This window comes from Paenibacillus sp. MDV22-iso6 (assembly GCF_058408365.1).
This window is the reverse complement of sequence record NZ_JBZVDZ010000003.1, coordinates 279,997-300,923: the sequence shown is the minus strand read 5'-3', so window position 1 is coordinate 300,923 and position 20,927 is coordinate 279,997. Positions and strand designations below refer to the sequence as shown.

The window sequence follows — 20,927 nt, the reverse complement described above, 5'->3', positions numbered from 1 at the left end:
AAGTCTGCGATCGATCTTTAGCTATATATCGTTATTGGGGTGAAATCCGTGTGTAGTCCTGCCATTCCTCGGGCAGCAATGAACGATATGGTTCCTCGGTGAATCGATCGTCGACCAGTACCAGTACGCCCTTGTCCTCTTCCGTACGTATCAGCCTTCCACCTGCCTGCAATACCTTGTTCATGCCGGGGAAAACATAGGCATAATTGAATCCATTGCGCCCTGTCCGACTATAATAATCGCGGAGTACGTTGTTCTCCAGACCGATCTGGGGAAGTCCGGCACCGACCACCACAACCCCATTCAGACGATCACCCGGCAGATCCACACCTTCGGAAAACACACCACCCATAACGGCAAATACCAACCGTGTTCGTTCAGGATGTGGCTGGAACGCGTTCAGGAACGCCTCCCGTTCCTCTTCACTCATGCCCTGCTCCTGCATCACGACTTCTGCCTCGCCCGGCTGTTCCATATACGTCGCATGTACTTCGCGCATATAAGGATAGGATGGGAAAAAGACGAGCAGGTTGCTATGTGGCCACTCTGCAACCAATTGGCGCAGCATATTGGCAATTGGCTGTCTGGAACGTTCACGATCCCGATAGCGAATCGATAATGGCAGCAATCTCACATCCAGCTGCTCCCGCTGGAAAGGCGAAGCAATACGTAAGGTATAATCCTCTTCCTCCGCACCTAGCATATCCCGGTAATAACCAAGAGGTGACAATGTCGCAGAGAAATGAATGGTAGAGCGGAACCCTTTGGCAGTCTGGCGCAGCAGCACAGATGGATCCAGGCAGAACAGCTTCACTCGTACTTCACTTCGTACACATTCCGCATAGGTAATGAAGCGTTCATCGTACAACTTGGCAATACGCAGGAAATTCTGTGCGGTGAAGTAGGCTGCCAGCAGCAATTCATCCGTCTCGGCATTTCCCGAACCGCCTTCAACAAGGCATTGCTCCGCAACCATGACAAAAGGCTCCAGCAGTTCAATCAGTTCCTCTGGCGCCTCCTGTTGCAGCAATTTGCCCTCATCCCCACCGTTTTTGCGAAGCGTAATCAGGTATTTGTCGATGGCTCCCGTCCGATCCGCGATGGCTTTAGCCGCGGTCACACTGCTGCCCAGCGTTTGGAATTCCCTTTTGACATCCAGAAAGACGGCCTTCTCCAGCTCTGCCGAAAACATCATTCGGCCCCGATCGACCAGATTATGTGCCTCATCGACCAGTAATACCGTCTTGCGCTTCTGCTCCTCCAGCATTCGTTTGAGCGAGATACGCGGATCGAAAATATAGTTATAGTCGCAGATCACCGCATCGGCTGCATACGCAGCATCCAGTGAAAATTCAAACGGACATACCCGATGCTTACGTGCGTACTGTTCTATAACCGGGCGTGTCATTAACGTCTCATGTTCCAGCATATCCAGCACGGCTCCATTAATACGGTCATAATATCCTTCGCACATGCCACACTGTCCCGTATCACAGGCTTCCTCTTCCTTGAAACAGATCTTGTCCTTTGCGGTCAGACTGATCACATGCATCTTCAATCCTTCCGCCTGCATCCGGGCAAAAGCCTCTTCTGCCGCCACTCGCGTCGTCGTTCTTGCGGTCAGATAGAACAATCGTTTGGCTTCTCCTTCACCAATGGCCTTGACCGTGGGAAACAGGACTGACATCGTTTTGCCAATACCCGTTGGCGCTTTCGCCATCAGTCCCTGCCCCTCGCGGATGGTCTTGTATACGGCTCCTGCCAGCTTGCGCTGTCCCTCTCTGTATTTGCGAAAAGGGAAAGGCAGCTCTCGCACGCTTATATCGCGCTTCTCTTCATACGCCACAATCATCTCTGCGTATGGCGCGTAACCAGCGACCAACTCTGCTGCAAACTGTTCCAGCTCCTGCCGTTCCAGCATCCGCCGAAACCGTCTTTCCTCATTATTCACGGTGTGCACGTATGTAAGCTGTACCTGCATACGGGGTTCATCATGCTGAACAGCGTACATATAGGCATACATCATGGCCTGCGCCCAGTGTACGGGGGCCCCATCGCCCAGATCGTCCAGATTGCCCGCAGTTGATTTGATCTCATCCACCGTCAGCTGACCATCCAGACGAATCAGCCCGTCACATCGTCCCTCCACCACGTAGGTCAAGTCTCCATGCTGCAGTTCCACTTCGAGAACCACTTCTTTCAAATCCTCTTCTGTGTAATCCTTCTGCACTCGCTGGTGTATCCGGGTTCCCTCCTGCATCGATGCATTCGAGCGGAACCCTGGACGTATGCTGCCACTGCGGTACACATATTCCACCAAAGGCCTGACTGATATTCGAATTGCGGTTGTCATGCGATCACCCGTTCTGTTTGTAGTGACTATACTTTATCACGAAAAGCGGTGCTCAAACCAGCCAATCAGCGGATTGGACTCGTCCTTTCCCATATGCTATGTTGGGGTGTATAAGTTGAACTAGATAAAGTTACACTTGCCACTCCGATGACAGAACAATCTTCCGATCGCTGTTATCCCCAGATTTTTTGATTCATTTTCACAAAGTTAAACATCCGGGGATAAAGGCGAACGCTTCGCTTCTCCAGCTTATTTCTGTCCTCTACGTTCTCGTGTAAAAGTGTAGTTAAACTTATATAGAATGTACGTAAATAAGGAGGCATCTTCTATGTATATCTATTTGGTTCCTTCACCAATTCCGGATGCACTTGCTGCATATCCGCATCTGACTTTGCGCAGCGAGGAACAGGTTCGTTTGGCCATTGAATCGACAGAACGTCTGATGAACATCGAGTCCGATGACAACGTAGCGGCGTACGAAGCCTTCGATGCCGCAGGCTCCTGGACAGGCGGCGGTTATGCCGTTCTCAACAATATACCGGTAACCGAAGATGGACGGAACGACTTTGAGGAACGTTTCAAGAACCGTGCGCGCAAAGTGGAGGATGAACCCGGCTTTGTCGGCATTCGTGTGCTTCGTCCTTTAAAGGACGATACGTATGTCGTACTTACACTTTGGCAGTCCGAGGATCATTTCAAAAACTGGCAGCAGTCTCAAGCCTATAACCATGCTCACCGCAACCGCAGCACGAGTGAAGGGCTGACCGCACAGAAGCCCACCATGTTTCCAAGACCTTCATTCGTCACGACATTCACCATAGAGTAAACGAACGGGAGCAAACTTGTTTTTGTGCTCCAGAATCTGTATGCAAGTTTACAGATATACTGTGATCACACTTTGGACAAGCATCATTTAATTATTTGTACTTTAAAATGATAACCCCTTCCGCCTCTTCTTCAATGGAAGGGGTTTTTTGTATACGTGAGGTCAAGAATGATCCCAAGCTCCTCTCTCCTTTTTCCAATAATTGAAAGAAATGAGCAACCAAGAAGTTCGGTGCTTTTGACACGACATACCATGAGATAGCATAATACTTGTTAAATGAAACTTCGGAAAGGAAGGAAGGCGGTAACTTGTCACGCAATTCACTCACCCGGTTTCTAAGCGGACCGTTTATAGTGTTTACCGTTATTATGATGATCAAAAGCTCTCTGGCCTGGATTGTGATCTTCGATGACATCCCCGTCTGGAAACCGCTGCTGACAGAGTTGCCGCTGATCTGGATCTGCTTCTGTCTAATTGAATGGTTCGCAGCCAAACGCCGGATGTGGCTCTATCTCGGACTAAATTTGGTGCTATCGGGCATCTTCTTCGCAGCTATCATGTATTACAAATATTATGGTGTTATTGTTAATTATCACGCGCTCGCACAGGTTAATCAGGTAACCTCGGTCAAGAGCAGCATGTTCTCTTTGCTCGATCCGTATTATTTGTTTATTTTTGCAGATATTCTGGTTATCACGGGGATTCTGATTCGTCGGCGGATCAAGCTCGGCGGGACTGAACGTCCAGGTAGAGTGCCGCTTGAACGAAGGGCTAGAAGACGGATTGCCTCAGTCATTCTGATTCTGTCGATGATGCTGTGCATGCTCAACATATACCCCAATCGGGCGAGTATGAGCGAGATTACACAGGCGGAGCAGATGGGGATTCTCGGTTACGAAGCGTACACCATCCTGGCTGATCGGCCTGACAAACCCGTGCCCTTTGATCAAATCGATCAGAATCATATCGACGAGATTAAACAAACGACAGCACTACCCGCTGTTGTGGAGGAGGGTGCAGCCAAGGGACGAAACGTCATTGTCCTCCAGCTCGAATCATTCCAGAACTTCCTGATCGGATTGCAGGTGGACGGACAGGAAGTTACACCCAATCTGAATAAGTTGGCAGGGCAAAGCCTGTATTTCCCCAACTTTTATCAGCAAGTGGGACAGGGAAACACGTCGGATGCCGAGTTTGTCGTGAATACATCGTTTTATACACCGCCCAACGGAGCCGCAGCTACCGTCTATGCTAATAAGGAATTGCCAAGTCTGCCCAGACTGATGTCCGCGAACGGTTACCAAACAGCCACATTCCATACAAATGATGTGCACTTCTGGAATCGCGATCAGTTATACAAGGCGCTTGGATTTGATCAGTATTATGACATCAATTATTTCGGAACAGAGGATTCCATCGCCTTCTCGGCATCAGATGAAGTATTGTACAGCAAAACACTTGATAAACTCGAGGCCATGCAGGACACGGGATCACCTTTCTATGCACAAATCATATCCATGTCTGCACACCATCCTTACCATCTACCAGAAGATAAAAAAAGTCTGACGTTGCCGGAACGGTACGTTAATACGTTGCCAGGGGATTATCTTGTATCCCAGCATTATGCCGATCAGGCGGTGGGACAATTTATTGAGGGACTTAAGGAACGTCGACTATGGGAAAATAGCGTGCTGGTCGTTTACGGTGACCATCTGGGTCTGCCTATCTACTCTCTGGATCGGACTGACGAGAAGCTCATGCAGGAAATCTACGGTCGGGAGTACACATCTGCGGACATGATTAATATTCCACTTATCGTCACGGCTCCTGGCATCACGCCGGCTGCTCAGCTGGAACAGATCGGAGGACAGGTGGATATTCTGCCAACGATCGCCGGGTTGACCGGTGCCTCTCTCCAGAACCAACTGTATTTCGGGCAGGATTTGCTGCGTGATGGAAATAATCTGCTGCCAGAGCGATATTATTTGCCCTCCGGTTCCGTACTGAACGATGCTTCACTGTTCGTTCCTGAGACGGGGTACGGTGACGGTACTCATTACTCCCTTGCGGATGCCGGGAGACAGGATGTCGTCTCGGCAGAGCTTGATCAGGAGAAGGGGACGATTCCAGACAGTCTGGAGGATGAACCGGCCGTGCCCGCATCTGCCATACCAACCGAAGAGGGATCGACCTCTCCCGAATATATTACGAAGGAACAGTACGATCGGGCTTTGGATCTTCTACACTTATCCAACAGTTATCTGAGTCAGTTACCGAATCGAAATGCCGTAAAATGATCCAACATGCGAAATGAACTTATTTTTAACTTTAACTATTTTAATCCATCATGAAAAAAGACAAGAGCCCATGAAAGGTCTAAAACGACCTGATTCATGGGCTCTTTCCATTCCTTCTAACCTCTATATCTAACACTTTCTCCCCAACTTTCTAACAAAAAGACACCTATAACCACCCGAATCATCCATTGCCAACAAATTCCCCTCTTTAGTGAAGACACCTGGACGTTCCTGTTCCTTGAGGAGCGGGTTAAAATGAAAGCGTATTATTCCTTGTTGAAGGAGGAGAATTATGAAATTCGATCTGAACTTTGTACCCTTCAGTCGCAGAGAGTCGTTCCTTGCCGTCTCTCTTCTGCCTGAAGGCAAGAATAGACAGCAGGGCCTCTACCTACGAACTGTGCGGGGTGGGGATGATAAATTTGGCGAGGCGTTCCGTATTGAACTGTTGGATCAGCAGAATCAGACGATTCCATTCACGGCAGAAGCTTCTCCAGAAACTGTCCGGCTGAATTCACCAGTGTCGGCAATCTTTGCTGAAATCTGTATTTCGGATAGCTGCACGGTCCGCTTCCGCTCGAAAGGGTGCGGGATCAGATTGACCTTTATCCCCTCAACTTATGATTATGCATATGAGGTCAATAAGAACAGCTGGGAAGTAAATAGCTTCACCCATGAATGCCGCTTCATGCTGACTGGAATTGTAGGTGACATGAAGCTGGAAGTGCCGTGGGATAAAATCAAGAGCTCACGCGTAATCGCAGAGTTCAATCCGGATACAGACACGAATACAGCTGAGTTTGCCGTTGAGGAGTTCCGCACAGTATGGGAGCCTCGCCCACAATGGGATTCCTTTGATGATGACGTAAAAGCGGTTCGGACTGAATTCAGCCAGTGGCTGGACAGCAGTCTTGCGATCCCTGATCGCTGGCAGGATGCGCGGGAGCTCGCGGCTTACATTACTTGGTCCTGCCTCGTTCCGGCGGAGGGTTGTCTGACGCGTCCAGCTATGTATATGTCGAAGAACTGGATGACGAATATATGGAGCTGGGACCACTGTTTCAATGCGATGGCGCTTGTTCGCCATGATCCAAAGCTGGCGTGGGACCAGTTCATGATCTTTTTTGATCGGCAAGATGAGAGTGGATTAATTCCTGACTTTGTGAACGATAAATATGAACTGTGGAACTGCAACAAACCTCCTATTCACGGATGGACACTGGCTTGGATGATGCAACGTACGGATTATATTCGCGAGGCGCAGCTTCGTGAAGTGTACGGCCCATTGTCCAAGTGGACGAAATGGTGGTTCAGGTATCGTGATGATGATGGTGATGGGATTCCCCAATATAACCACGGTAATGATTCCGGTTGGGATAACAGCACCGCGTTTAATAATGGAATTCCCGTAGAAAGTCCGGATTTAGCTGCCTTTCTGATTATCCAGACAGAGCTTCTGGCTGAAATTGCTGGGTTGCTTGGGCTTACGAAGGAATCTTCGGAATGGAGAAAACTGGCGGATGATACGCTGGAGAAGATGATCAGCCACTTCTGGAAAGAGGATAGATTTATCTCCTTACGTTCAGGTACACATGAGCCTTCAGCTGGAGACAGTCTGCTGTTATTCGTTCCGATCCTACTGGGTAAACGCCTGCCTGAACCCATCAGAGATCTTCTTCTAAAAGGGTTACGGGAGGAGAATCGCTTCCTAACGGAAAATGGTTGGGCGACCGAGAGCATAAGCAGCCCTTACTATATACCAGACGGGTACTGGCGTGGACCGATCTGGGCTCCATCAACCATGCTGCTCGTGGAGGGCGTAGCTGCTGCCGGTGACCTGGAGCTGGCTCGGGAAGTATCCCGCCGCTTCTGCAATATGCTTAGCCGGAGTGGTATGGCTGAGAACTTCGATGCGCTGACTGGTGAAGGCCTACGTGACAGGGCATTTACATGGACATCAAGTGTGTTCCTGGTTCTGGGGCACGAGTACACAATCTAAAACCAATATTGCACGTCTCTGGCTGCTGTTTTAAACAGCTTTCCGGGGAGGTGCTTTTCCCGTTTCCTCGAAAAATTTTATTTGCAAACAACAAATTGAAAGCGTTACCATGAAATGATTGGATTCTTCTATAGGCTACCTGTCCATGCTAGAATGCAGGTAGATATAGTTATAGCGAGAGGGGAAAACGTTTATGAACATCCAATGGATCAGGCAGCTTAATAAACGCATTTTCTCTGGTTCCTACCGCAGTATACGGACCAAGCTGCTCTTCTGTTTTCTCATCGTGACTCTGATTCCACTGCTCTCGCTTGGTGCGTTGTCCTATTACCAATCCGCCAAAATCATCAATTCCCAGTTTGGCAAATATGGTGAAAATGCTGTAGCGCAGTTGGAACAACAAACGAGCTCATCTTTAGGCCGAATGAAACAAATGAGTGAAACGATCTACTCGTATTTGCTTGATCCCGCCCATACAGATCTAAGGAATCAAGCACCTATAAGCTATAGCGAAATCATTGAGAAGAATGACTTTGAAGCCCTACTGAAATCGCTGCGGACGGACCAAACCGCAGGAATCTATATCATTACACCCTCTGGCTATTATTATGGAGAGAACAATTTGGATGTTGCCAAGCTGAGAAATATGCCAGAATGGAAGACAAAACCCACTTCTTATAAAGGACTATACTGGCTCGGCTTTTATATGCAAAATCACGCAATGAGCAGCTCAGACGATTCGAATCTTCCCGTCCTTGGACTCGCTGTTCCGATTCATAATTCCAACGGAACGCAAAACGGCAGCACCATACTCATAGAGGAGAATGCGCAGGAACTGATCCATATGTTCAAGCTGTTTGAGACAGATACGAAGTCGCATCTGACCATTAAAGCTTCGGACGGAAGAATTATATATGAAAGCGCACCCAATTTTACGAAGAAGGATAGTGATATTACATGGATTCGGACGCTTGCCGTGAACCAGTGGACCATCGAAGCGAGATTACCTGCCAAAGCCTTCTACTTGTCCTCGGGCATTATTCGGTCGAATACCATTGTCGTAGCCATTATTTCATGTCTGCTTGCCTTTGGATTCGCCTATCTGTTCTCATCGAGGTTTACAGCACGTATTCGTACGCTAAAGGATTCGATGCAGAAGGTCAGCTTCGGTAAGCTGGATACACGGATGCCGATCGAAGGTAGAGATGAGCTAGGTAGCCTTGATATGAGTTTTAACCGGATGGTAAGTGGTGTCCAATCGCTTGTACAAGAAGTGGAACAGAGCGAAAGACTCAAGAAGGAAGCGGAACTGAAGGCTTTTCATTATCAGATTAACCCTCACCTGCTGTTCAATACGTTGAACTCCATTCAGTGGAAGGCCCGTCTGGAAGGGGCTGATGATATCCGTCAGATGTTATATCACTTAACGATGGTGCTGGAAGGAAATCTGGATATATCGCAGGAACTGATCACGGTGGGCAGAGAACTACGCATGATTGAGCATTTCTTGAAAATTCAGGAGATCAGGTACGGAAATGTGTTCAGCTATGAGCTGAATTGCGAGGACTCACTGAAGCAGTATCTGATCCCGCGTATGACTCTGCAGCCGCTGTTTGAAAATATATTTTTCCACGGCTTCACGGATGGAATAGGTGTAATTAAGCTGGATGTCACCGTAGAAAAGAATGAGCTTCTGCTGACCCTCCGGGATAATGGAGCGGGTATGACGGAAGAAAAACGGGAGCGTTTGCTTGTTCCAGATCCAAAACGTCGTGGACGCGGAGGATTAGGCGTCCAGAACGCAGACCAGAAATTCAAACTGCATTTCGGCCCGCAGTACGGGCTTACGGTATTTTCGACTAAGGGTGAAGGTACAGCGATTGTCATTCATTGGCCCAAAGAGGAGGAGCGTCCGGATGGATACAGCAAAGAGAATTAAGGTGCTGATTGCAGATGATGAGAGTATTGTACGGAAAGGCCTACGTTCGACCGTAGCTTGGGAGAAATATGGAATGGAAGTTATAGCTGACGCGCCCAATGGACAAAAAGCCTGGGAAGCCTTCCTGGAGCATCAGCCTGAAATTGTAATAACAGATATTGTAATGCCAGAGATGGATGGCATCGAGCTGTCTCGCAAGATAAAGGAGATGGCGGCGAAGACCAAAATAATTCTGCTCAGTTGTCACCGCGACTTTGAATACGCACAGCAGGGAATTCAACTTGGGGCCTCCGGATATCTTTTGAAAACCGCTTTTGAGGACGAAGAACTTGAAGACATGTTAAAGAAGTTCCAGCAGGAACTGTCTGTCTCCGCTCCCCCCTCCCCAAAAGATGAAGTGCGTATGGAAACACTGCTCTTTGCATGGCTGAACGGACATAGCTGTAAATTTCCAGAGGAGCTGGAGAAGCTGCATGGCGGTCAATCGCATGTTAACGGTCAGCCGCTGTTGATATATCTGATTCGAGCGGCAGAATGCGGAGCATCTTGGACCGAGCTACTACAAGAAGCTGAGAAGAATGACCGCAGCATGCGCAAGGGTACGATCATTCCTTATGGAGAAGAATACTACTATTGGATCGTTCCTGATACGCTGCGAGGGTCTGCAGAAAGCCTGCTGGTAGAGAGTAAGAGCCAATGCAGTCAGTTGAAGTGGACTCGTAAAGAATCCTTGCTCCACAGCGATGATCTGAAGCAGGCGTTCCAAAACCTTCATAAAGAAGCTGAGCTAGAGAAGCTGTATGGGATATCCGTAAATCATTGGCCAGATCCGATCTGGAAAGCCGTGAATCTACTGTATGCTAATCCCGCAGCTGACTGGTCAGCCAGCGAACTGGCGGAAGAGGTTGGGCTCAGCCGCAGTCATTTCTCCATTCTCTTTAAGAAGGCTGTCGGCGATAGCTTCATTGCCTTCCAATATAAACGGAAACTGCGCCTTGCATATGGCCTACTGCGGGATACACATCTAACCATGCAGGAAATTGCGGAGCGAACAGGACTAGGAGACAGCAAATATTTTAGCAAATGGTTCAAACGCTGTACGGGTCAGACACCGAGTCATTACCGTGCCCAACAAAAAGACGACAGCTCTCGAACAGATTGACACCTGCTTCAATAATTCGAACAAAATCACAACAACATTCGAATAGATACACGTTTTGAACCGCTTTCATTCGCGTTACGATGAAAGCGGTTCAATTATTATAAACCTCACTGACTGGGAGCTGACAATATGAAAAAAAGAATTTCACTCATTGTCCTTGCAACGACGCTGATGGTATCTATACTGTCTGCATGCAGCGGTAACGCTGGAACAGCCAATCCGGAGAACGGCGGTTCGGATCAGACGAAGACGCTTCGTTTTGCAACCTGGGATACGGGAGACGCGCTCAAAATTGAGCAGGATATCGCGAAGAAGTTTGAAGCAGAACATCCCGGTACAAAGGTGCAGGTTGAGGCCTATGCGGACGGATTTGACCAGAAGCTTGCCGCAGGCTTTGGAGCGGGCAACCCGCCAGACGTCATGTACATGTGGGACTTCCCTACTTACCATCAATCTCTTGAACCACTGGATAGCTTCGCAGAAAAAGATAAAGACCTGAAGATAGATGATTTTTACAAAGGATTGTTCAACTATGGAAAAATTGACGATAAGTTATACGGCATTCCGGCCGGCTTCACGACTCGTGTCGTCTATTATAACAAAAAGCTCTTTGATGCTGCGGGTGTCCCTTATCCTAAAGACGGATGGGAATGGAGCGATTTCCAGGATATCGCTAAAAAGCTGACGGATCCATCTAAGAAGCAGTACGGTTTCGGTGCACGTGCCGAGAATGATACGTATGACTTGCAGGGCTTTGTCTGGAGCAACGGTGGCTCCTTTATTTCCCCGGATGGTAAAACCATCGAAGGCTACATGAACAGTAAAGAAACCGCTGAAGCTATCCAAATGTTTGGTGATATGGTGAAGGACGGCACCGCCGTGCTTACAGGTGGTAAAGGCCAGCAAAGCGGTGATGATATTTTTAAAGGCGGTAAGATCGCCATGTGGGAAAGCGGAATCTGGCCGCTCGAATCATTCAAACAAGCGGGAGTTGATGTAGGTACGGTCGAAATTCCGGCTTTTCCAGGCAAACCGGTTAAAGGTGTACTTGCAGAATCTGCCTTGTCTATTGCTAAAGACTCTAAGCACAAAGATCTGGCATGGGAATTCGTTAAATTCTATGTCTCCAATGAATCGATCAAAATGCGTGTTGCTGACCTGCCAGTACGACAAAGTGTTGTAAACGAACTCAAGAAGGATCAAGATCCGCTCTACAAACCTTATTACACCATGCTTGAGCGTTCGGACAATACACCTGCATTTCTACTCAATCCGAAGTGGAATGAAGTGAACCGACAGCTGTCGGCTGCAGTGGAAGCAGTTATGCACGGCAGCAATGCCCAAGAAGCGCTGAATCAGGCGGTTAAGGACAGCGAACGATATTTGAAATAACACTTGTAGAAAGAAGGTTAGGAGATGGCTCAGACCTACCTGCAGAATACATCAGAACCGACAGCTACCCTTAAGGCCTTGAAAAAACGTAGATGGGGTGGGCTTGCACCCTACCTCTTTATCTTCCCTTGGATATTTGGATTTGTTTTCTTCACTTTAGGCCCCCTGCTGTTCTCATTGGTCATTTCATTTTTTGATTGGCCAATCGTCGGTAAGGTAACTTTTATCGGGCTAGACAACTACGTAGAGATGTTTTCGAATGATCCGCTTTTTTGGAAATCTTTATTTGTAACTTTGAAATTTGCAGCCCTCTTCGTTCCGCTCAATATTATAGTCGCACTCGGACTTGCCATGCAGCTCAATCAAAGGGTTAAAGGAAGCGCCATTTTCCGTACGGCATTTTATCTCCCCTCTGTAATTTCAGGTGTTGCGCTTGCTATGATCTGGTCCTGGGTATACAGCGGAGACTATGGAATTCTGAACTACTTCTTGTCTGTCCTGGGTATTCAAGGGCCCGATTGGCTGAATGATACAAACTGGTCGCTTGTTGCAATGGTCGTTGCCAGCCTCTGGGGACAAGGATCGATGATGCTTATTTTCCTAGCTGGACTTAAAGGCATTCCTAAGGACCTGTACGAATCGGCTTCAATCGACGGAGCAGGTAAAATCCGAAAGTTCTTGAGTGTAACCATTCCGATGATTACGCCAACCATTCTATTCAATCTCATCACATCGATTATTGCAGCATTCCAGCAGTTAACTCTCGCCCTGCTACTTACGGGAGGCGGGCCAATGAAATCAACCTATTTCTATGCGATGTACATGTATGAGAACGCTTTCAAATACTTTAAGATGGGTTACTCTGCCGCCAACGCCTGGTTTATGTTTCTGATCGTGCTTACCTTGACATTTCTGGTATTCAAATCTTCGGAAGCCTGGGTGTTCTATGAAGGTGAAATGAAAAAGCAGCCGCAGAAGAAACTTAAGGCCAGTACAAGGGGGCGGTCCTGATGAAAAAAATAGTTGCATACACGTTGCTGATTGGGTTCTCACTGCTGTTCATCGCCCCACTGTTCTGGGCGGTAACCACGGCACTGAAATCACCGCAGGAGCTCTATCTGTTTCCTCCCAAATGGATTCCGTCCGTCTGGAAATTCAGTAACTTCGCAGAGGCATGGAACATTCAGCCCTTTAATTTATTTTTGAAAAACACACTGATCGTTACGGTCTTATCCACCCTTGGACAGCTGATATCCTGTACGCTCGTCGCTTACGGCTTCGCCAGATTCCAGTTCAAGGGGCGTGATTTCCTGTTTCTTGTCGTTCTGGCAACCATGATGATCCCTTGGGAAGTAACGATGATTCCGCAGTATATGGAGTTTAACTATTTGGGTTGGATTAACACACTCAAACCGCTGATTATTCCATCGTGGTTCGGCTCTGCCTATTATATCTTTTTATTGCGGCAGTTCATTATGACCCTCCCCCGGGAGCTGGATGAAGCAGCGACGATTGACGGCGCTAGTAAAATGACGATTCTGCTGCGAATCATCGTGCCGCTAATGGGACCTTCGCTGATCCTGGTCTCCGTATTCCAGTTCATGAGTTGTTGGAATGACTATCTGGGGCCTCTCATTTTCCTAAATGATCAGACGAAATATACGTTAACGTTAGGCCTATCTCAATTTAAGGGCATGTACGGTGTTGATATGCAATCCATCATGGCCATCACCTGCTTAATTTCGATTCCGCCACTTGCGATTTTCTTCTTCGCCCAGCGTTACATTGTCGGCGGAATCGCCACGACAGGTATTAAAGGATAGGACACACAGATAGAGGAAAGGATTGACGATCATGACTGTTATGAACATTGAGCGCGACTGGGATAACCTCAGCGTGCTGGAGAGAAACCGTGCGAAGAGTCGCTCCTATTTTATTCCTCATTCCAATAAAGAAAGTGCTCTGAGCTATGACAGAGGAAGCTCTCCTTGGTTCAAATCGCTGAACGGCATTTGGAAATTCCAATTTGCTGAGGGGCCGGATCTGGCCACCCCGGATTTTTATCAAAATAAATATGACACCTCTAGTTGGGATAATATTCGTGTCCCTGGACACTGGCAGTTGCAAGGATACGGAAGTCCGCATTACACGGATCTCGACTACCCATTCCCTGTTGATCCTCCTCATGTACCTAATGATAATCCAACGGGTAGCTACGTAAGGGAATTTACGCTGCCAGACCATTGGGACGGAAGAGTTGTTTCACTTAAGTTCGACGGTGTAGATAGCGCCTTTCATGTATGGCTGAATGGTTCATTTGTCGGCTACAGCCAAGGCAGCCGCCTGACATCAGAGTTCGATCTGACCCCTTTCCTTCAGGCGGGAATTAACCGATTGGCGGTCCGGGTATACCAGTGGTCTGACGGTAGTTATTTGGAGGACCAGGATATGTGGTGGATGAGTGGCATTTTCCGGGATGTCTATCTGGTTTCCGAGCCTTCAGCATCCCGTATTACAGATTATCGAATTGTAACGGAGCTAGATACAGAGTTTACCAATGCGGTACTGTCGGTCCGCTTAGATCTGGATGGAGAAGAAGTTCAGGGCACGGTACAGTTGCAACTGCTGAATAACGTTGGCGAGCAGATCCTGTCTGCTGAGAAGAATCTAAACCATCCTGCAAGTGTCGAGTTCAATCTGCCTGTGGCAAATCCTTTTTTATGGAATGCTGAATCTCCTTATTTATATCATCTAATCATTTCAGTGGTTGATTCGAAGAATCAGGTTATAGAAACGATTGCCCAGCGAGTTGGGTTCCGCCGTGTGGAAGTCAAGGATGGACAGTTCTTGGTGAATGGAGTACCGATCCTTCTCAAAGGAGTAAACCGGCATGACCATCATCCAGATACGGGACGAACCGTCACGGTATCCACCATGCTCGAAGATATTCAAATGATGAAGCAGCACAATATCAATGCGGTGCGGACAGCACATTATCCGAACGACCCGCGGTTCTATGATCTGTGTGATGAGTATGGGTTATACGTTATGGAAGAGACGGACCTGGAGACGCACGGCTTTGAGCCGCTGGGTAATATTTCACGACTTAGTGACGACCCCGCTTGGAAGGATGCTTATGTTGACCGCATCCGCCGTATGGTGGAGCGCGACAAGAATCACCCTTCCGTGATTTTCTGGTCGCTTGGCAATGAATCGGGATTCGGCTGCAATTTCCGTGCGATGTCTGCATGGTGCAAAGCCAATGATTCCACACGTCTTATCCATTATGAAGAAGACCGTGAAGCAGAAGTATGTGATGTGGTGAGCACGATGTATTCTTCGGTGGAGAAAATGGAAGGATTCGGCCAGCTAACCGATCATCCGAAACCGCATATTCTATGCGAATTTGCCCATGCGATGGGCAATGGGCCCGGAGGGTTACGGACGTATTTTGACACCTTTGATGCTTATCGGCGTCTTCAAGGCGGCTTTGTCTGGGAATGGATCGATCATGGGCTTAGCAGAAAATTAATCGATGGCAAGGCTGACTATGCTTACGGCGGAGATTACGGAGATGTACCGAATAACAGTAATTTTGTTATTGACGGGCTGGTTCGCCCAGACCGCACCCCCTCTCCGGGACTCATTGAATATAAGAAAATCATCGAACCAGTGAGGGTCGAATTAATAGACGCAGGAAAGATTCGCGTAACGAATCGGTATGATTTCGTGACTTTAGATCATCTACAGGTTCATTACAGTATCACGGCTGATGGAAGAACCATAAACAGTGGTGCACTCGTACTTCCTCAGATTAGTCCGGGTGATAGCGCAAACGTATTGATTCCAAATTTTATTTTGACCGATCAACAGTCGATTCATCTCGAACCGGGTACAGAGATGTGGCTGAATGTCGGATTCACGCTGGCAGCAGACTGCGCTTGGGTAGCACAGGGGCATGAGGTCGCTTGGGCGCAGTTTGCACTGCCGAAACATTCAACCCCAGCCGTATCTTCCCTGTCTCAGTTGTCTGTAGAGCAAAAGTTGTCAGTCACGGAAGAAGGGCGAGAGCTAATCCTTGCGAATGACAGTTTCCGTATTTCTTTTAATCATCTACGTGCAGGGGTCACCTCACTTCACCTGAACGGAAAGGAACTCGTTCATCATGGACCACGACTGAATTTCTGGCGTGCTCCGATTGATAACGATATGTATGTGCTCCCGGATTGGCGCAAGGCACACCTCGATCGACTGACCGAGCGGATAGACGACTTCCGCTGGGATCGATTGAATGAAACATCTGTGCGTATGACTTGGACTTCACGCATAGCACCTCCTGTCTACGATTGGGGCTTCCGCTGTGAAACGTCCTATACGGTTACTGCAAGTGGACTAATCATTATAGATGTGAAGGGAATACCGGAGGGAACACCACCCGCCATGCTGCCGAAAATCGGTCTTCAAATGGAAGTACACGGAGATATGGACCATGTGAAATGGTATGGCCGCGGGCCGGGAGAGAGCTATTCGGATAGCCGGGAGGCCGGACGCTTCGGCGTATATCAGAGCAGTGTAGATGGATTGTTCACGTCATATATTTATCCCCAAGAGAACGGAAATCGGACAGATGTAAGATGGGTTTCGATTGCCGATGGAGCAGGAATCGGTCTGCTGGCGGCAGGAGCGCCAACGCTTGATTTCAGCGCTAGACGTTACACGGATGGTGATCTGGAGAAGGCGCAGCATATGAGCGATTTGGCACCTCGTGATTTCATTACTCTGAATCTGGATTACCGACAGAACGGACTGGGAAGTAACAGCTGCGGCCCAGCACAGTCGCCTGAGAATAAAGTTAAACCGGAAGCGTTCCGGTTCCGCATCTTGCTTCAGGCGTATATGGCGGAGGATAGCGCGCCTACAAGGCTGAGCCGCCGAATGAGTACAGAAGCGATGCAATATGAAATGGAGGAAGATCAACATGCTTAATACACAGGACGTTTTGAATTTATCTGGCAAGGTAGCCGTCGTTACTGGTGGGGCATCAGGCATTGGGCTGGCCACCGCTGAGCTTCTAGCGAGCTTCGGGGCACATGCTGTCTTGATTGATATTAATGAGGCTGCGGGTAACGAGGCAGTCGCCAGTATCCGTGAACAGGGAGGCCAGGCCAGCTTTTACTGCTGCAACGTGACCTCTGCCGCAGATTGTGAACGCACAGCTTCAGAGATCAAATCAGCTTTTGGAGGAATTCATATCCTGTTTAATAACGCAGGGGTTATCCGCCGCAAAACGGTTACCGAGTTGGATGAAAGAGACTGGGATCTTGTACTAGATGTCTCACTCAAAGGTGTCTTTCTCCTTTCTAAATATGTAATTCCCATTATGGAGTCTAGCGGCGGAGGCAGCATCATTAACACAGGCTCAGGTTGGGGACTGAAAGGTGGAGACCGCGCAGCAGCTTATTGCGCAGCAAAGGCAGGCGTTGTCAATCTGACGCGTGCCATGGCTATCGACCATGGAGCAGCGAACATTCGAGTCAACTGTGTATCACCAGGGGATACGGATACACCTCTCCTGCGTGACGAAGCGAAGCAGCTGCAGCAGGATGAGTCAGCATTTCTGGTTGCCTCTGCAGGAGGCAGACCGCTGGAGCGTCTAGGTACACCGCGTGATATCGCGAATGCCGTATTGTTCCTAGCGAGTGACTTATCCTCATGGGTAACAGGCAGTGTTCTCGTTGTTGACGGAGGCGGAATCGCTTAGGACGATAAAAATTACCATTTTCCCAACATATGAACGGAGGCGTTAATTGTGGCTGATAACAAAACATATGCCCATCCCTATATCCCAAATACCGTTCCGGAGGTCCGGGACGCGATGCTGAAAGAAATTGGTTTAACGTCTATGGAGCAACTCCACGACGCGATCCCTGACAGCCTGAAGCTGAAGCGGGAGATGGACCTTCCGCCAGCCATGAACGAGTATGAACTGCGCCGACATATTGATGGACTGTTAGCAAAGAACAAGCACAGTGGAGATTATCTTAATTTTCTGGGTGCAGGATGCTGGCAGCATTTCATCCCGGCTGTATGCGACGAGATCAATCAGCGTTCTGAGTTCGTGACGGCCTATGCCGGAGAACCTTATGAAGACCATGGTCGATTCCAAGCCCTATTCGAATATCAAAGCCTGCTTGCCGAGCTCGTGGACATGGATGTCGTAAATGTTCCAACCTTTGACTGGGCTCAGGCGGCTTCCACCGCGATTCGGATGGCCGGGCGTATTACAAGGCGCAAAACCGTGTTGCTCCCGCGTTCCGTAGATCCGGATAAGGCGGCGATTATTCGTAATTACTGTACTCCGGTCATGGACATTCAGTATGTTGACATCGATCAGGTAACAGGACGAATGGATCTGAATGATCTGCGCAGCAAATTAAATGACGATACGGCGGCAGTATACTTTGAAAATCCCGGTTATCTTGGAATCATTGAGGATCAGGGTGCCGAGATATCTGAACTAGCTCATAAGATTAATGCCGTTTCTATTGTAGGTGTTGATCCCATATCACTTGGAGTTCTGGAGCCTCCGGGCCATTACGGGGCCGATATCATTTGCGGAGATTTACAGCCGCTGGGTATGCATATGAACTTTGGCGGTGGGCAGGCTGGCTTCATTGCAACACGTGATGAGGAAAAATACGTCATGGAATACCCTTCCCGGCTATTTGGCATCGTGCCAACCGAAGTGGAAGGCGAATATGGCTTCGGAGATGTGGCCTATGAACGTACATCATTCGCTCTTCGGGAGAAAGGCAAGGAATCGGTAGGAACTCAGACCGCATTATGGGGCATTACGGCAGGAGTATATCTGGCTCTTCTCGGTCCTGCTGGAATGCAAGAGGTTGGCAGCACCATTATCCAGAAATCGCATTACGCTGCAAAACAGATATCACGAATTCCAGGTGTATCTCTTCACTTCGAAAATGGCACCTTTTTCAAAGAGTTTGTTGTTGATTTTAATGATACAGGTCTAACCGTTGATGAGATCAACCAAAGATTAATGGAGACAGGAATTTTCGGAGGTAAGGATCTGTCTTTATCCTACCCATCATGGGGTCAATGTGCACTGTACTGCGTTACGGAAACGCATACCCAGGCGGATTTGGACCGACTCGTCGATACTCTTCGTTCCATTGTCAGCACATCATAACGATCATATAGAGGAGGACTGAACGCCATGAAACGAATTCGCAGAGATCATAAGGTTCGGAAGTTTCACCAAGCTAAATGGGATGAGCCCGTTATCTTTGAACTTCACCGACCCGGGGAGCGAGGCGTCGTGCCGCCGGGAACGGAAGCGACTGTAGCAGCTGAAGTAGGCTCCGCAGAAGACAACATACCGGCATCCATGTGGCGGCGCACTATTCCCGCTTTGCCAGAAATCGGGCAGGCAAAGGTACTGCGGCATTATCTGAGATTATCCCAGGAAACGCTGGGATCGGATATGAACGTGGAGATTGGTCAGGGAACCTGCACGATGAAATATATTCCCCGGATTAACGAAATGCTTATCCGCAATCCACGTATGACCGAGCTTCATCCGCTACAAGATGTGGATTCTGTTCAGGGGATGCTGGAGATATTCCACAATCTCGATCTGGCAATGCGAGAGATTTCGGGTATGGATGCGTTCTCCTTTCAACCGAGTAGCGGAACCCAGGCACTTCTGGCTATGGCCTCCATCGTTCGCGCCTATCATGATTCGCGCGGTGAAGGTGAGCAACGTGATGAGATTATTACAACGATCTTCTCTCATCCTTCGCAAGCCGCTACAGCTGCGGTTAAGGGATATAAGATTATTACGTTGCATCCAGACGAGAATGGATTCCCGGACCTTGAGAAGCTGAAGAACGTTGTCTCCGAGCGGACTGCCGGATTTGTTGTGGCTAATCCAGAGGACACAGGCATCTACAATCATCGTATCCGCGAATTTACGGATGTCGTGCACGAAGCTGGTGGTGTCTGCTACTATGATCAGGCTAACGCCAATGGCCTGCTCGGAATTACACGAGCGAAGGAAGCGGGTTTTGATATGTGCTTTTTCAATCTTCACAAAACCTTTGCTGCGCCCCATATGTGCGGTGGTCCTGCTACGGGCGCTCTCGGAGTGACGGAAGAATTGAAGAATTTCATGCCCGGCCCTTTGGTGGATAAGGAAGATGACGGACGTTATATTTTGAGAGAACAAACGGAAGTCAGCATTGGTAAGGTACGGAGTTTTCACGGTGTAGCCCAAACTGTACTCCGCTCCTACGCCTGGATTATGAGCCTCGGACCGGACGGTCTGAAAGATGTCGCCCAGGTGGCGGTGCTGAACAACAACTATCTATATCATAAAATTGTTCAAATACGCGGAGCGAGTGCCCCGTATGTCCAAGGACGCCGTTTAGAACAGGTACGCTACAGCTGGAAACAACTCACGGATGAGACTGGAGTGACGACGGAGGATATTACGCGAAGAATGTGCGATTTTGGCTTGCATTACTGGACCTCTCATCACCCGTATATTGTTCTACAGCCGTTCACACTGGAGCCAACGGAATCCTATTCCAAGGAGGATCTCGACGAATATATCCATGCGCTGGAGCATATCTCAAATGAAGCCTATACTCAGCCAGATATCGTCAAATCAGCTCCGCATAACAGTACGGTGCATCGCAATGACGAATCATCTTTGGACGACCCGAAACAATGGTGTATTACTTGGCGTGCATATTTGAAAAAAACACAGCCAGAGCTTCACTAACTGCATTAGCATGTACGCTGTAGCTACTCTTATTGTGCATATAGAGGAACATTAATATTACTCGTTTTATAAATAGACAGAAAAGCAGAGCCCCTCAACCGTGTTGAGGGGCTCTTTAATATGATTCTATAGCTTTCAGTGGAGTTAAGATAA

Annotated in this window: 13 protein-coding genes; 12 read left to right on the top strand and 1 reads right to left on the bottom strand. The window is 48.4% G+C overall.

Annotated features, from left to right (window positions below; all coding sequences use genetic code 11):
- Nucleotides 1-31: 31 nt before the first annotated feature.
- Complete coding sequence (locus AC4PM4_RS10620) at nucleotides 32-2,353, bottom strand: helicase C-terminal domain-containing protein (RefSeq protein ID WP_491613575.1); 2,322 nt, start codon at nucleotides 2,351-2,353, stop codon at nucleotides 32-34.
- 328 nt (nucleotides 2,354-2,681) lie between these two features.
- On the opposite strand from AC4PM4_RS10620, the gene AC4PM4_RS10615 reads away from it, so the two are divergent.
- The 12 genes from AC4PM4_RS10615 to gcvPB all read left to right on the top strand — a co-directional run bounded on the left by AC4PM4_RS10615 (nucleotide 2,682) and on the right by gcvPB (nucleotide 20,774).
- The gene (locus AC4PM4_RS10615) at nucleotides 2,682-3,179 is read left to right on the top strand and encodes an antibiotic biosynthesis monooxygenase family protein (RefSeq protein WP_090994860.1); all 498 of its coding nucleotides are present in this window, start codon (nucleotides 2,682-2,684) and stop codon (nucleotides 3,177-3,179) included.
- Nucleotides 3,180-3,487: 308 nt separating this feature from the next.
- Complete coding sequence (locus AC4PM4_RS10610; RefSeq protein ID WP_491613574.1) at nucleotides 3,488-5,476, top strand: LTA synthase family protein; 1,989 nt, start codon at nucleotides 3,488-3,490, stop codon at nucleotides 5,474-5,476.
- Nucleotides 5,477-5,768: 292 nt separating this feature from the next.
- Complete coding sequence (locus tag AC4PM4_RS10605) at nucleotides 5,769-7,475, top strand: amylo-alpha-1,6-glucosidase (protein WP_491613573.1); 1,707 nt, start codon at nucleotides 5,769-5,771, stop codon at nucleotides 7,473-7,475.
- A gap of 193 nt (nucleotides 7,476-7,668) precedes the next feature.
- The gene (locus tag AC4PM4_RS10600; protein WP_400347828.1) at nucleotides 7,669-9,414 is read left to right on the top strand and encodes a sensor histidine kinase; all 1,746 of its coding nucleotides are present in this window, start codon (nucleotides 7,669-7,671) and stop codon (nucleotides 9,412-9,414) included.
- Nucleotides 9,392-10,576 carry a response regulator transcription factor gene (locus AC4PM4_RS10595; protein ID WP_491613572.1) on the top strand — a complete coding sequence of 395 codons (1,185 nt, stop codon included), beginning with the start codon at nucleotides 9,392-9,394 and terminating at the stop codon, nucleotides 10,574-10,576. The genes AC4PM4_RS10600 and AC4PM4_RS10595 overlap by 23 nt, the downstream gene beginning before the upstream one ends.
- A 129-nt stretch (nucleotides 10,577-10,705) precedes the next feature.
- Entirely contained in the window at nucleotides 10,706-11,968 is a 1,263-nt protein-coding gene (locus tag AC4PM4_RS10590) for an ABC transporter substrate-binding protein (RefSeq protein WP_491613571.1), read from the top strand.
- A 24-nt stretch (nucleotides 11,969-11,992) separates the two neighbouring features.
- Nucleotides 11,993-12,979 (top strand): carbohydrate ABC transporter permease, encoded by a 987-nt coding sequence (locus AC4PM4_RS10585; RefSeq protein WP_491613570.1) that lies wholly within the window; start codon nucleotides 11,993-11,995, stop codon nucleotides 12,977-12,979.
- On the top strand, nucleotides 12,979-13,791 hold the full coding sequence (locus AC4PM4_RS10580) for a carbohydrate ABC transporter permease (RefSeq protein WP_076287438.1): 813 nt from the start codon (nucleotides 12,979-12,981) through the stop codon (nucleotides 13,789-13,791). Before AC4PM4_RS10585 ends, AC4PM4_RS10580 begins: the two co-directional genes overlap by 1 nt.
- A gap of 31 nt (nucleotides 13,792-13,822) precedes the next feature.
- Entirely contained in the window at nucleotides 13,823-16,954 is a 3,132-nt protein-coding gene (gene lacZ / locus AC4PM4_RS10575) for a beta-galactosidase, LacZ type (protein WP_491613569.1), read from the top strand.
- Nucleotides 16,947-17,729, top strand: a complete 783-nt coding sequence (locus tag AC4PM4_RS10570; protein WP_491613568.1) for an SDR family NAD(P)-dependent oxidoreductase — start codon at nucleotides 16,947-16,949, stop codon at nucleotides 17,727-17,729. The genes lacZ and AC4PM4_RS10570 overlap by 8 nt, the downstream gene beginning before the upstream one ends.
- A 48-nt stretch (nucleotides 17,730-17,777) precedes the next feature.
- Entirely contained in the window at nucleotides 17,778-19,178 is a 1,401-nt protein-coding gene (gene gcvPA / locus AC4PM4_RS10565; protein ID WP_491613567.1) for an aminomethyl-transferring glycine dehydrogenase subunit GcvPA, read from the top strand.
- A gap of 27 nt (nucleotides 19,179-19,205) precedes the next feature.
- Nucleotides 19,206-20,774: an aminomethyl-transferring glycine dehydrogenase subunit GcvPB gene (gene gcvPB / locus AC4PM4_RS10560; RefSeq protein ID WP_491613566.1), complete on the top strand. Its 1,569-nt coding sequence runs from the start codon at nucleotides 19,206-19,208 to the stop codon at nucleotides 20,772-20,774.
- Nucleotides 20,775-20,927: the final 153 nt, after the last annotated feature.

Bases quoted from the DNA above. Each gene is read 5' to 3' on its own strand.
- AC4PM4_RS10620 (WP_491613575.1), bottom strand. From the start codon at position 2,353: ATGACAACCGCAATTCGAATATCAGTCAGGCCTTTGGTGGAATATGTG.
- AC4PM4_RS10615 (WP_090994860.1), top strand. From the start codon at position 2,682: ATGTATATCTATTTGGTTCCTTCACCAATTCCGGATGCACTTGCTGCA.
- AC4PM4_RS10605 (WP_491613573.1), top strand. From the start codon at position 5,769: ATGAAATTCGATCTGAACTTTGTACCCTTCAGTCGCAGAGAGTCGTTC.
- AC4PM4_RS10600 (WP_400347828.1), top strand. From the start codon at position 7,669: ATGAACATCCAATGGATCAGGCAGCTTAATAAACGCATTTTCTCTGGT.
- AC4PM4_RS10595 (WP_491613572.1), top strand. From the start codon at position 9,392: ATGGATACAGCAAAGAGAATTAAGGTGCTGATTGCAGATGATGAGAGT.
- AC4PM4_RS10590 (WP_491613571.1), top strand. From the start codon at position 10,706: ATGAAAAAAAGAATTTCACTCATTGTCCTTGCAACGACGCTGATGGTA.
- AC4PM4_RS10585 (WP_491613570.1), top strand. From the start codon at position 11,993: ATGGCTCAGACCTACCTGCAGAATACATCAGAACCGACAGCTACCCTT.
- AC4PM4_RS10580 (WP_076287438.1), top strand. From the start codon at position 12,979: ATGAAAAAAATAGTTGCATACACGTTGCTGATTGGGTTCTCACTGCTG.
- lacZ (WP_491613569.1), top strand. From the start codon at position 13,823: ATGACTGTTATGAACATTGAGCGCGACTGGGATAACCTCAGCGTGCTG.
- AC4PM4_RS10570 (WP_491613568.1), top strand. From the start codon at position 16,947: ATGCTTAATACACAGGACGTTTTGAATTTATCTGGCAAGGTAGCCGTC.
- gcvPB (WP_491613566.1), top strand. From the start codon at position 19,206: ATGAAACGAATTCGCAGAGATCATAAGGTTCGGAAGTTTCACCAAGCT.